Here is an 11,596-nt window from a genome sequence, read left to right as displayed (position 1 = left end):
CTTCAGCCGCCCTCTGCCAGGCGGCGGCGAAGACTTTCGAGAACGGCAATGCGCAGCGCGGAGGAGAGGTTGTCGGTCTCCCGCCGCGCATCGATCTCCTCGATCAAAGCGGCAAGCGGCATGTCGCGCGTTGTGGCCATCGCCTTGAGCTCGGTCCAGAAGGGATCCTCCAGACTGACACTCGTGCGATGTCCGGCGATGACGACGGAGCGCTTTTTCACATCGTGACGACGGGCAGGGCCGTGCTCCGTTCAGTTCCCGGAGCCGGGCAGAGGCAGAAGCGCCTCAGGCGGGGGCGGCGGGGTGATGCGGATCGTCGGGTTCGGCTCCACCGAACTGTCGGGTTGCAGGGGTGCCGGTTCTTCCGAGGACGGCGGCACAGGCGTGGATGCCGGCTTCGTGCAGGCCGAGCGCATCGTACGCAATGCCGCTGCCGATCCCTTCAAGGTGAGATCGAGGCGCTGCTGACCGACCGCGACGTTGAGGCTGTCGCCGACGGACAGCGCGTAGAGCAGCGGGTCGCTCTCCTTGATCGTCACTTCCGGGACGAAGCCGCCATAGAGCTCGCTCTGGTGCAGACGCCCATCGCGGCGGAAGATATCCCGATCGACCTCGAACGCGACTTCGACGAGATCGCCTTCGAGTGCGCTTTCGACGGCGATGGTCGGGCGAACGGTGATGTCGCTGCCCGCAAGCGTGCAGCTGATGTCGAGCGGCACGTTATCGCACTGATCGCAGCCGGCGATGAAGGCGGCGGCCCCACTGTCGGTGAGGGAGGAGCGCCAGGAATAGGAATCGCCGCTCGGCTCAGTGGACTCTGATGCCGTCGGCGCCTGTGTGCCGCTCTGATCCGGGGTTCCGGTCTGATGTTGCGCTTGCGGCTGCTGCTGTGTCTGCTGGCTGGGTGAAGGCTCTGTCTGAGGCGGCACCTGCATGGGGATTTGCCGGATGGTGCCGGGCGCCTGATCCTGCGCGAGCGCCATCGACGGTGTGGCGAGAAGCGACAAAGCGACAAGGCGAGACATCATCTGCATGGCAACCTCATGGTTTCTCCTCGCCCTCAGGCGGTCTGCCGCGGAAATGGCCGTCCAGACGATGCGCCTCCTGGGCGAGCTCGTCACGCTCTCTCTGCCGTTCGGCCGTGCTTAGCCCGTGCCGCCGGCGGTTTTCCGCAGCGTCTTTTTCCTTGGCCTGACGCGCCGCCCGTTTGCGGGCGGTGCGCAGATTGACGATCTCGGCCATAGGCTCCTGCTCAGCGCGGCCCGATCATGTTTTCCGGGCGGACGATCTGGTCGAATTCCTCCGGTGTGACGAAGCCGAGGCCGACGGCCTCTTCCTTCAAGGTCGTGCCGTTCTTGTGCGCCGTCTTGGCGACCTTGGTGGCGTTGTCGTAGCCGATCTTCGGCGCAAGTGCCGTCACCAGCATCAAGGAGCGCTGCATCAATTCCGAAATGCGCTCTTCATTCGCCTGAATGCCCACGACGCATTTGTCGGCGAAGGACCGGCAGGCGCCGGCGAGGAGATCGATCGACTGCAGCATGTTGTAGGCGAGGACCGGCTTGTAGACGTTGAGCTCGAAATGCCCCTGGCTGCCGGCAATGCCGATCGTGGTGTTGTTGCCCATCACCTGAGCGCAGACCATGGTCATCGCTTCGCACTGGGTCGGATTGACCTTGCCCGGCATGATCGAGGAGCCCGGCTCATTTTCCGGCAGGATCAATTCGCCGAGACCGGAGCGCGGCCCCGAACCCAGAAAGCGAATGTCGTTGGCGATCTTGAAGAGCGACACGGCGAGCGTGTTGATGGCGCCATGGGCCGAGACATAGGCGTCGTGGGTCGCAAGGGCCTCGAATTTGTTGGGCGCCGTGCGGAAGGGCAGGCCGGTCGATTCGGCGACAGCGGCTGCGAATTTCTCGGCGAATTCCGGCTTGGTGTTGAGCCCGGTGCCGACTGCCGTCCCGCCCTGGGCGAGTTCGAAGAGATAGTCGACGCCTTCGCGCACACGGCGCAGACCGTAATCGAGCTGGGCGACGTAGCCGGAGAATTCCTGGCCGAGCGTGACGGGCGTGGCGTCCTGCGTATGGGTGCGGCCGATCTTGATGATGTCGGCGAAGGCGCGCTTGCGGTCGCGCAGAGCCTCGCGCAGATGTTCGACCGCCGGAATGAGGTGGTGCACGATCTCTTCCGCCGCAGCGATATGCATCGCCGTCGGGAAAGTGTCGTTGGAGGACTGGCTGCGATTGACGTGATCGTTCGGGTGGACCGGATCTTTCGAGCCGAGCGTGCCGCCGAGCATCTCGATCGCACGGTTGGCGATGACCTCGTTGGCATTCATGTTGGTCTGGGTGCCCGAGCCCGTCTGCCAGATGACGAGCGGGAAATTGTCGTCGAACTTGCCAGAGGCGACTTCCTGGCCGGCTGCGGAAATCGCGTCGGCGAGGCGGGGCTCGAGGTTGCCGAGGTCCTTGTTGACCTGCGCGGCCGCGCTCTTGATCAGGCCGAGGGCGCGGATGAGCGGCTTGGGCATCCGCTCATGGCCGATTTCGAAATTCTTGAGCGAGCGCGCGGTCTGTGCGCCCCAATATTTGTCGGAGGGAACTTCCAGGGGGCCGAAGGAATCGGTCTCGGTACGCGTGCTCTCTGTCATGGTCGGGTCCGCCAGTTTTTCGGCCTTTTCCCATTGGCGGGCGCCGCAGGCAAGAGCCGGAGGCGGGAAAGAGGCTTTCAACCGACGGAGAACAGAAAAAGACGCGGACGCTCAGCCGTTTTTCTTGCGGAATGCGTCGAGAGAGACGACTTCGGCGCCCTCTTTGCCATCCTCGCCTTCGGCAGACGCCTCTGCGGTCTCCGCACTTCCTTCCTTGTGCTCCACGACCGCCGGCGGAAGAGGGCTCGGCATCAGGCCGGGCTGTTCCTCTTCGCCAGGGAGCAGCCCTGGCATCGCCTCAGCCTCCGCGGCGGCGAGATTTTCGCCCTCCGTCTCCGGCACGTCGAACTTCAGGCCGAAGCTCGCATGCGGATCGACGAAAGCCTTGATCGCGCGGAAGGGGACGAGAAGACGTTCCGGTACGCCGTTGAAGGAGAGGCCGACCTCGAAGGTCGTCTCCGTGACGTTGAGGTCCCAGAACTGGTGCTGGAGGACGATGGTCATCTCTTCGGGGTACTGCGCCCTGAGGCGCGAGGAGATGCGCACGCCGGGATGACGGGTCTCGAAGGTCACGAAGAAATGGTGCTCACCGGGCAATCCGGTTTGCGCCACCTCGCCGATCACCTTGCGGATGACCTGCCTCAGCGCGTCCTGAGTGAGAATGTCGTAACGAATGAGGTCGCTTGCCATTGAGCAAAATTAGGTTGGCCGCGCGCGACGGGCAATATGCGCCAGGACGTTTCGGCCCCTCTGACACCGATTTGCAACGGCATGGAAAACGAAATGGAGGCTTCTGTTGCCAGGTGCCTCCGGACCCCGCCTGACGGGGCTAACCGCCAGGGCTTGAATCGAAGCAGTCAGGCTGCATTACGCAGCGAGACGAGCCTCAGCATAGTTGTCATTCGCAACTACAAGTTTTGGTCCGATAACGGTGGTACCATACCGAGCGAAAGTTCTACCTTTACACCCTCGTCGATCCTATTTCGCCCCCATCAACAGCGGCCCCTTGCAGGGAATCCGGCTTTTCCAGGCACTCTGCCCTGGGCCGTTGATGGTGGAGGCGCCGGGTACCGCCCCCGGGTCCGATAGGCTTATTCCGTAGACCATTTATCGCCATAGTCGGCTTGCGCCGACGCGAGCCAATATAAGCGGTCCCTGCCGAATTTCAAAGGCTTGCCTGCACCGACTTCTGAGTTGCGACAGGATTTCTCTGGAGCCCGGCCCTGGGATCGCCGAGTCTTCTCAGGCGTTTGCGCCTACCGGCTGCGAAAGAGATTCAGGATCTTCATCCGAAATTCGTGACGGTCCGGAAAGAGCGACGAGACAGCCCGCGACAAGTCCCGCCACATGGGCGCCGAGATGCGGGGGCCAGGCGAGACCTGCTGAGAAGATCGGGCCGAAGGCCGCCTCCCACGCGATCTTGGCGACGTTTGCGGCCAGTGCGAAAAGCCAGATTTTTTCGCGCGTCTCTTTCCACAGGCCGAGGGTGAGCGTCGCATAGAGCGTATTGAGGACGGCCGAGAGGCCGCAATAGCGCAGCGTGTCGGGGAAGACGGCGAGGAGGGTGGCCGTGACCGCCAGAGCGCCGAAGCCGAAAATGTGGAGGGCGAGCCGGCGCGGGCCGCCGAAAGGTGCGAGCTCGTAAGCGATGCCGAGCGCCAGAAGGGCACCCAGATTGTAGCCGAGATGGTGGAGGTCGAGATGAACGAGATGGCCGGTGACGAGCCGCCAGACCTCGCCAGCTTCGATCGCGGCCCGATCATAGACGAGGCCGGAGGGCGCGCCGCCGGCGAGGGCGTAGAGAGCGGCGGTCAGGGCTGCGAGGCCGAGGGTGAACCACGGCAGGCGAGGCCTGCCGTGGAACGCGTTTGCGGGCGCATGCATCAGGCGGTCTCCCGCCGGCGCAGGCGGAGCGTGCCGCAGAGAACGAGGATCGCGAGGATGAGGCCCGGCAGGCCAATGGCGCCGGAGCCGCCTGAGCCACCGCCCGAATGGGAGGGGCGCGGGGCGTCGAACATCGGGGCTTGGGTATCGATCCGGGTCGACGGTGCCGGCGCGCTCATGCGCTTCTCGCGTGCCGTCTCCTCGACAGCGAGCCGGTCGCGGTTGCTGCGATCGATCGCCAGCTCCTCGAACCGCTCGTCGCGCACCACCAGCATGGAGGTGAAGGGGGAGAGGATGCCGTATTCCTTGGAGGTGTCGATGACCGATTGCTTGACGTCGGCGTCGCTGCCCAAGAGGTCGAGCTTGCGAAGCTCCTGCTCGATTTCGGCAAAGGCCCAAAGCCGCTCCAGCTCGGGGTTGAGGTTCGCCGTCTCAGGAAAGGCGAAGCTGGCTTCATAGGAAACCGCCTTGCCGGAAATCTCGCCGGAGAGCGTCAGCTCCGCGTTGCCCGCGCCGCGGTAATGACCGAAGAGAACCATCTGTTCGCCGCGATAGAGGGTGCGGATGCCTTTGCGGCGGAGATCGTCGATGGTGAGGCCGCTGCCGGACGGGTCGAGATCGAGCTTCACGCCGTGAAGCGCCTCGTGGGTCACTTTTGCCGTCGCCTGCAAGAGGACGCCGATGATGTCGTCGGAATTGGAGACCGCGCTCGCGAAGCCGCCCGATTCCAATGTCATCGGCTCAAGCAGCGGGCGGTTGGCGCTGTTGCCCATGATGGCGGTGAAGAGGCGCACATCCTGCTCTTTCACCAGAGCGAGAAAATCCTTCACCTCCGTGGGGCCGACATTGGCGACGCCGTCGGTGACGAGGACGAGGGCGCTCGTGCGGTCGGCGTCGGCCGCGTCGAGGCCGAGCTTGAGGCCGTCGTAGAGATTGGTGCCACCCTCAGCGTCGACGTTCCGCACCCATTCGAGAGCCTGCGAAATGCTCTCCTCATTGGCATTCATGAAGCCGTGGGTGAGTTCGCGGGCGCTGTCATTGAAATAGACGATGCGGAAGCGGTCGTCGGGATTGAGCTGGCCGAGGGCGCGCGAGACGCCTTCCGTGAGGCTCGACATCTTGCCGCCCATGGAGCCGGAGCGATCGAGCACGAAGATGAAGTCGCGGCCTTCGGTGATCGGCTTCAGGTCCATGCCGGGCGTCAGCGTCAGCATGAAGGTGCCGCGGCCATCGCTCTCCGGCTTGTAGGCGAGCATGTCGACGCGGGCCGGCTCGTTCTCGGCCTGGCGCCAATAGACGACGATGTCGGTGTCGAGTTCGAAGCTTTTTCCGGCTGGTGCCGGCGCCTGGGCAGGCGTGTCCTCATCGGCTGGGCCGGCGTCGTCGACGGGTTCGGAACCGGCTTTGGGGGCGGCGGCCGCGTTGTCGATATGGACGCGCCAGCTGCCATCCGGATCCTTTGAGATGGCGGCGTCCGGATGGGCCGGGAGGCGCAGGGCCTCGACCGTATAGTCGGTGCGCAGGTGGAGATCGAAGCTGAAGCGGCCCGTGACGGTTTCGTTCGCGGTCCAGAAGGCGAGCTTGTCGTCGTCAACGCCGCCTTCTTCCAGCGGATAGACGAAGCGGCCGATGCCGGTGTCGAGCTTCGCCGGCTGGATGTAGGCGAGGCGGATCTTGACGTCATTTCCCGCCCGCACGGGCCAGACGGTCATGTCGAAGGTCTTGTAGGCGTCCTGCTCGGCAATTGCCGTTTCACGACCGGCCGCCTTCTCGCTCTCGTAGATCTTTCGGGCCTCCTCCTTCTCCAGGACTTCGGCCGTCACCGGCTTGCCGTCGATCCAGTAGGTGAATTCCGACACGGCCGCGCGTTCCGGAACCGGGAAGGAATAGATCGCCTCCATGTCTTCAGCGTTCGGATTGGCAAAGGTCTGTTCGACCGTGACGACGGCATAGCCGCCTTCCACCACCACATCGACCGCCTGGTCGCGCAGATCGAGGGCGGGCGTCCCGTCCTTCGGCGTCATCAGACCGGCCGCATCGGCGGCCGGGGCTGTGGCGACGACGCCGAGTGCCAGGCCGGCCGCGAGCGTGAGCCGTTTCAGGGTCTGTGTGATCATCCTCGTCTCCATTCTTGAACACCGTTCATGAACAATGTTCACGTCTACTCGATCTGTGAACATTGTTCAAGTGCTGGTGGCGGCATTGTGCGAACTGCGCTAAGCGGAAGGGCAGGAGGGTCGCATTTGGCCGAGGTTTCTGGCACGCGGCGGCGGAGCGCCGACATCAGGTCCGCCATGATCGACGCGGCGGAGCGCATCGTCAGCGAGGAAGGCGTATCGGCCGTCACGGCCCGACGCGTCGCCTCCGAAGTCGGCGTTGCCGTCGGCACCACCTACAATGTCTTCGACAATCTCGGCGCGCTCATCGCGGCCGTGAACGCCCGTACCTTTGCGGCCCTTGCCGAGACGATGTCGGAGGTGAAGGTCGAAGGCCGCGCGACGCGCGAGGTGCTGCTCGATTTCGCCGATCGCTACGCCGACTTCGTCCATCGAAACGAGCGCCGCTGGCTCGCCGTGTTCGAGACGGAAATGCCCGCCGACGGAGCCGAGCCGCCGAATCAGCCGACGGTCGACCGTCTCTTCGCCACGCTGGAGCGGGCGATCCGCGCACATGACCGGCGCATCGACGACAAGCTTGCCAGCCAGTCGGCGCGGGGCCTGTGGGCGGCCGTCCACGGGCTTCTCATCCTTTCCGCCGCCGGCCGTCTCGGCGCCATCCGCCTCGACAGCGTGCGGCCGACCATCGAGCATCTCGTCCAATGCCACCTTGCCGGGCTCGAAGACCTGGTGAAGCGGCGTAAGGACGGCGACCAGCTGCCGATGTTCTGAATTCTCTTGTGAACTGAGCCAATGTGACGGCCCGTGAAAGATCGACGCTCGGACGGGGCCTGAGAATCACGCTAGGTATTCTTGATGCAGCAATATCTCGATCTCCTCCGGCGCGTGCTCGATGAGGGCAGCGTCAAGGGCGACCGCACCGGAACCGGCACGCGCTCCGTCTTCGGGCACCAGATGCGCTTCGATCTCGCGGCGGGGTTTCCGCTTCTGACGACGAAGAAGCTGCATCTGAAGTCGATCATCCACGAACTTCTCTGGTTCCTCGCTGGCGACACCAACATCCGCTATCTGAACGACAACGGCGTGCGGATCTGGAACGAATGGGCCGACGAGAACGGCGATCTCGGACCGGTCTACGGCCGGCAATGGCGTTCCTGGGCAGCTCCCGACGGGCGCCAGATCGATCAGATATCTCAAGTGGTTGAGACGATCCGTTCGAATCCTGATTCACGCCGGATGATCGTCACGGCCTGGAACCCGGCCGATGTCGATCAGATGGCGCTGCCGCCCTGTCATTGCCTGTTCCAGTTCTACGTCGCCGACGGGAAGCTCTCCTGTCAGCTGTATCAGCGCTCGGCGGACGTGTTTCTGGGCGTTCCCTTCAACATCGCGTCCTATGCGCTTCTCACCTTGATGATGGCGCAGGTGACGGGGCTCGAGCCGGGCGATTTCATCCACACCTTTGGCGACGCGCATCTCTACGCCAACCATGTGGAGCAGGCGAAGCTGCAGCTGTCGCGCACGCCGCGGTCGCTGCCGCGCATGGACCTCAATCCCGCCGTCGGCTCGATCTTCGATTTCACTTACGACGATTTCCGCCTGGAGGGGTATGATCCGCATCCGCATATCGCGGCGAAGGTGGCAGTGTGACGGCGCCCAAAATCTCTCTCGTCGTTGCGGTGGCGCGCAACGGCATCATCGGACGAGATGGCGGGCTGCCCTGGCGCGTGCGCGGTGACATGAAGCGTTTTCGCGCCGTCACCATGGGCAAGCCCATCATCATGGGGCGGCGGACCTGGGAGAGCCTGAAAGGCCCGCTGCCGGGCCGCAGCAATCTCGTCGTCACCCGCCAGGAAGGTTATGAGGCGCCGGGCGCGACGACGGCGCGCTCCCTCGAGGACGCGCTTGCGCTCGCCCGAGATGCGGCGGAACGGCTCAACGCCGATGAAATCTGCGTGATCGGCGGGGCCGGGCTCTTTGCCGAGGCGCTGCCGCACGCCTCTCTGCTCCACTGGACGGAAATCGCGGCAGAACCCGAGGGAGACGTTGCGTTTCCGCCTTTTGAGCGCACCGAGTGGCACGAGATTTCCTGTGATCGGCTGCCTACGCATGAGGGCGATACGGCGGAAGCCATCTACCGGCTGTTGGAACGGAGATGATGCAATCGCCTCGGCGACGCTTGCGCTGGCTTTCCCGCTATCCCATGTGGCCCGCGGCACCCGCATCTCTTTATGGCAAATCGGTTTCGGCGATCGCCCTAGCAGCATGACGGTGGCCAGCGGATTGGCGGTTCGCATCCGCAGACGGGCGGGCGTTGATGGGCGGGCAGGGCTCGCCTATAACCGCGCGCAAGGCGCGGATGGGGTCAAACGAGGAGGCTAAATGCCCTGGAGTAACAACAATAACGGTGGTGGCCCGTGGGGTAATCCCGGCGGTGGCAACCGTGGCGGACCTTGGGGGTCCGGGCCGCAGCCGTCCGGCCCACAGCAGCCGGATCTTGAAGATCTCATTCGACGCGGCCAGGACAAGCTGCGCGGCATGTTTCCGAATGGCGGCCGCGGCAATCTCGCGATCGCAGCGGTCGTCGCGATCATCCTGGTCGCCATCTGGCTGACCAACGCCATCTACACGGTGCAGCCGGACGAGCTCGGCCAGGAATTGGTGTTCGGCAAGCCGAAGCCGCAGGTCGAGGAACCGGGCCTGCATTTCCATCTGTGGCCGTTCGAGACCGTGGAAATCGTCACCATCCGGCAGCGCCGCGAGACGATCGGCACGAGTTCTGCGCGCAACAACGATCCCAACAGCCTCATGCTGTCGGGCGATCAGAACATCGTCGACGTGGTTTTCACCGTGATCTGGCGGGTGAGCAGCCCCAAGGATTTCCTCTTCAACGTCGCCGATCCCGAGGGCTTCGTGCGGCGCATCGCCGAGAGCGCGATGCGTGAATATGTGGGCCGTTCGCGCGCCGAGGATGTGCGCACGGAACGCCGTGCGGAAGTCGAAGACCAGGTGCGCGCCCTGTTGCAGGGGACACTCGACACCTATGGCGCTGGCGTCACCATCGTCGGTGTTCAGTTGGAGCGCGCCGATCCGCCGTCTGAAGTCGCGGATGCCTTTGAAGAGGTGCAGCGCGCGCAGCAGGATCTCGATCGCTACCAGCGCGAGGCCGAGCAATACGCGAACAAGCGGCTCGGTGAAGCGCGTGGTGAGGCGTCGAAGACCCGCGAGGCGGGCCGTGCCTTCAAGGAATCGACGATCGCCGAAGCTCAGGGTGAGGCTCAGCGCTTCATCTCCGTCTACAACGAATACCGGCTCGCGCCGGAGGTAACGCGCAAGCGCATCTATCTGGAAACGCTGGAGGGCGTGCTGCGGGACTCCAACAAGGTCATCATGGAAACGGACGGAAACGGCTCGGGCGTCGTGCCTTATCTGCCGCTGAACGATCTGCCGAACAGCAATGCGCGTAGATCCTCATCGTCCAATTCAAGCAGCTCGCGCACGAGCCAGCAGGGGAGCAATCAATGAGGCGTTTGTGGATTCTCCTCGTCGCCGCGATCGTGATCCTGATCCTGGTTTATTCCTCCGTCTTCGTCGTCAACGAGCGGCAGCAGGCCCTGGTCCTGCGCTTCGGTGAGATCAACCGGGTGATCAAGGAGCCCGGGCTCTACTTCAAGATCCCGACCAATTTCGTGGAGACGGTGCAGATCATCGAGGATCGGCTCCTGTCGTTCGATCTCGAAAACATCCGCGTGCAGGTGCGTGACGGCCGGCGTTATCTCGTCGATGCCTTCCTCGCCTATAAGATCGTCGATCCGCGCAAATTCCGGGAAAACGTTTCGGGCTCGCTCGAAGTCGCCCAGCAGAACCTGCAGACACGGCTCGATGCCTCTCTGCGGCGGGTCTACGGTCAGCGCTCCTTCGAGGCTGCTCTGTCGGCAGAACGCGTCGCGATGATGGTGGAAGTGCGTGATCAGCTCCGCCCGCTCGCCGTCGATCTCGGTATCGAAATCGTCGACGTGCGCATCAAGCGGACCGATCTTCTTCCCGAGGTGTCGCAGCAGACCTTCGATCGGATGAAGGCGGAACGCCTTGCCGAAGCGGCGGAGCTGCGTGCCCGTGGTACCGAGCAGGCGGCCCGCATCAGGGCCGAGGCGGACCGCGAGGCGCAGGTGACGGTCGCCGAGGCGAGCCGCGATGCCGACATCCTCCGCGGTGAGGGCGAAGCGCAGCGCAACTCGATCTTCGCGAACGCCTATGGTCAGGACGAAAACTTCTTCGAGTTCTATCGTTCGATGAGGGCCTACCAGAACGCGATCCAGGGCACCGGCACGACGATGCTCTTGAAGCCGGATTCGGAGTTCTTCCGCTATTTCCAGGATGCTGTGCCGAGCGGTTCATTGCCCGCACCCCAGCCTGGACCGGCGCAGCCCGCCGCCACCCCGAATGGGGCCGGCGGGGCGGATGCGACCGGAACGGACGGGAGCCAGGATTCGGGCGTTGCCCCGGCTGATGACGAGAGTGGTGCGCAGAGCGATGACGGTGCGGCGCAAGCCGCGCCGGGAGACGAGGGGAGCAACACCTCGCCTTCGGGTGCGTCTGCGGGTGCCGCGGATGGGGCGTCTTCGTCTCAGTCCGGCAGCGACGGGACGAGCCCCGCCAGCCCTGATTCCAATGGCGACGCCGGCGAGCCGGGTGTGCCGACGGGCGAACCGACGCCGACCGCCATCCCGCAATGAGCGACCTGTTCGCCGCCTTCGGCCTCGTTCTTGCCCTGGAAGGTGCGTTATACGCGCTATTTCCTGACTTCATGAAGCGAGTGGCCGAACAGGCGGTGGCTAGTCCGAGCGACATGCTCAGAACCGTCGGCCTGGTTTCGGCGGGTTTCGGAGTTGCCCTCGTCTGGTTGGCTCGAGGTTGAGCAAGCGAGGCGGGGGCATAACGTCGGCTT

The 11,596-nt window shown here is 64.2% G+C and carries 13 protein-coding genes and 1 other RNA gene; 6 read left to right on the top strand and 8 right to left on the bottom strand.

Annotated features, from left to right (window positions below; all coding sequences use genetic code 11):
* Positions 1-2 precede the first annotated feature (2 nt).
* From L0F51_RS06555 to L0F51_RS06520, 8 genes are all read right to left on the bottom strand, one after another.
* A complete protein-coding gene (locus L0F51_RS06555; protein WP_234628431.1) occupies positions 3-221 on the bottom strand; it encodes a ribbon-helix-helix domain-containing protein in 219 nt (72 codons plus the stop codon).
* Between the two features lie 30 nt (positions 222-251).
* A complete protein-coding gene (locus L0F51_RS06550) occupies positions 252-1,034 on the bottom strand; it encodes a hypothetical protein (RefSeq protein WP_234628430.1) in 783 nt (260 codons plus the stop codon).
* 7 nt (positions 1,035-1,041) lie between these two features.
* Positions 1,042-1,242, bottom strand: a complete 201-nt coding sequence (locus tag L0F51_RS06545; protein ID WP_234628429.1) for a DUF4169 family protein — start codon at positions 1,240-1,242, stop codon at positions 1,042-1,044.
* A 10-nt stretch (positions 1,243-1,252) separates the two neighbouring features.
* On the bottom strand, positions 1,253-2,647 hold the full coding sequence (gene fumC, locus L0F51_RS06540) for a class II fumarate hydratase (RefSeq protein ID WP_234628428.1): 1,395 nt from the start codon (positions 2,645-2,647) through the stop codon (positions 1,253-1,255).
* Positions 2,648-2,758: 111 nt separating this feature from the next.
* Entirely contained in the window at positions 2,759-3,337 is a 579-nt protein-coding gene (locus tag L0F51_RS06535; RefSeq protein WP_234628427.1) for an SspB family protein, read from the bottom strand.
* Positions 3,338-3,429: 92 nt separating this feature from the next.
* Positions 3,430-3,821, bottom strand: a transfer-messenger RNA (tmRNA) gene (ssrA, locus tag L0F51_RS06530).
* Between the two features lie 68 nt (positions 3,822-3,889).
* Positions 3,890-4,531 (bottom strand): rhombosortase, encoded by a 642-nt coding sequence (rrtA, locus tag L0F51_RS06525; protein WP_234628426.1) that lies wholly within the window; start codon positions 4,529-4,531, stop codon positions 3,890-3,892.
* Complete coding sequence (locus L0F51_RS06520) at positions 4,531-6,648, bottom strand: VIT and VWA domain-containing protein (RefSeq protein WP_234628425.1); 2,118 nt, start codon at positions 6,646-6,648, stop codon at positions 4,531-4,533. The genes rrtA and L0F51_RS06520 overlap by 1 nt, the downstream gene beginning before the upstream one ends.
* Before the next feature lie 126 nt (positions 6,649-6,774).
* Between L0F51_RS06520 and L0F51_RS06515 the strand changes: the two genes are divergently transcribed.
* The 6 genes from L0F51_RS06515 (at position 6,775) to L0F51_RS06490 (ending at position 11,566) form a co-directional block, all read left to right on the top strand.
* The gene (locus L0F51_RS06515) at positions 6,775-7,419 is read left to right on the top strand and encodes a TetR/AcrR family transcriptional regulator (RefSeq protein ID WP_234628424.1); all 645 of its coding nucleotides are present in this window, start codon (positions 6,775-6,777) and stop codon (positions 7,417-7,419) included.
* Between the two features lie 84 nt (positions 7,420-7,503).
* Positions 7,504-8,298 (top strand): thymidylate synthase, encoded by a 795-nt coding sequence (locus tag L0F51_RS06510; RefSeq protein WP_234628423.1) that lies wholly within the window; start codon positions 7,504-7,506, stop codon positions 8,296-8,298.
* Entirely contained in the window at positions 8,295-8,807 is a 513-nt protein-coding gene (locus L0F51_RS06505) for a dihydrofolate reductase (protein WP_234628422.1), read from the top strand. Before L0F51_RS06510 ends, L0F51_RS06505 begins: the two co-directional genes overlap by 4 nt.
* A 223-nt stretch (positions 8,808-9,030) precedes the next feature.
* Entirely contained in the window at positions 9,031-10,173 is a 1,143-nt protein-coding gene (hflK, locus tag L0F51_RS06500) for an FtsH protease activity modulator HflK (protein WP_234628421.1), read from the top strand.
* Positions 10,170-11,384 carry a protease modulator HflC gene (gene hflC / locus L0F51_RS06495; RefSeq protein ID WP_370642323.1) on the top strand — a complete coding sequence of 405 codons (1,215 nt, stop codon included), beginning with the start codon at positions 10,170-10,172 and terminating at the stop codon, positions 11,382-11,384. The genes hflK and hflC overlap by 4 nt, the downstream gene beginning before the upstream one ends.
* Positions 11,381-11,566 (top strand): DUF2065 domain-containing protein, encoded by a 186-nt coding sequence (locus L0F51_RS06490; protein ID WP_092811084.1) that lies wholly within the window; start codon positions 11,381-11,383, stop codon positions 11,564-11,566. Before hflC ends, L0F51_RS06490 begins: the two co-directional genes overlap by 4 nt.
* Positions 11,567-11,596 lie beyond the last annotated feature (30 nt).

It is taken from the genome of Afifella sp. H1R, assembly GCF_021462425.1.
GTDB lineage: Bacteria > Pseudomonadota > Alphaproteobacteria > Rhizobiales > Afifellaceae > Afifella > Afifella aestuarii.
This window is presented reverse-complemented; position numbering and strand designations above follow the sequence as displayed.

What these genes read in the sequence shown, in the direction of transcription:
- hflC (WP_370642323.1), top strand. Translation starts at nt 10,170, where the DNA reads ATGAGGCGTTTGTGGATTCTCCTCGTCGCCGCGATCGTGATCCTGATC.
- L0F51_RS06510 (WP_234628423.1), top strand. Translation starts at nt 7,504, where the DNA reads ATGCAGCAATATCTCGATCTCCTCCGGCGCGTGCTCGATGAGGGCAGC.
- fumC (WP_234628428.1), bottom strand. Translation starts at nt 2,647, where the DNA reads ATGACAGAGAGCACGCGTACCGAGACCGATTCCTTCGGCCCCCTGGAA.
- hflK (WP_234628421.1), top strand. Translation starts at nt 9,031, where the DNA reads ATGCCCTGGAGTAACAACAATAACGGTGGTGGCCCGTGGGGTAATCCC.
- L0F51_RS06535 (WP_234628427.1), bottom strand. Translation starts at nt 3,337, where the DNA reads ATGGCAAGCGACCTCATTCGTTACGACATTCTCACTCAGGACGCGCTG.
- L0F51_RS06545 (WP_234628429.1), bottom strand. Translation starts at nt 1,242, where the DNA reads ATGGCCGAGATCGTCAATCTGCGCACCGCCCGCAAACGGGCGGCGCGT.
- L0F51_RS06550 (WP_234628430.1), bottom strand. Translation starts at nt 1,034, where the DNA reads ATGCAGATGATGTCTCGCCTTGTCGCTTTGTCGCTTCTCGCCACACCG.
- L0F51_RS06490 (WP_092811084.1), top strand. Translation starts at nt 11,381, where the DNA reads ATGAGCGACCTGTTCGCCGCCTTCGGCCTCGTTCTTGCCCTGGAAGGT.
- L0F51_RS06520 (WP_234628425.1), bottom strand. Translation starts at nt 6,648, where the DNA reads ATGATCACACAGACCCTGAAACGGCTCACGCTCGCGGCCGGCCTGGCA.
- rrtA (WP_234628426.1), bottom strand. Translation starts at nt 4,531, where the DNA reads ATGCATGCGCCCGCAAACGCGTTCCACGGCAGGCCTCGCCTGCCGTGG.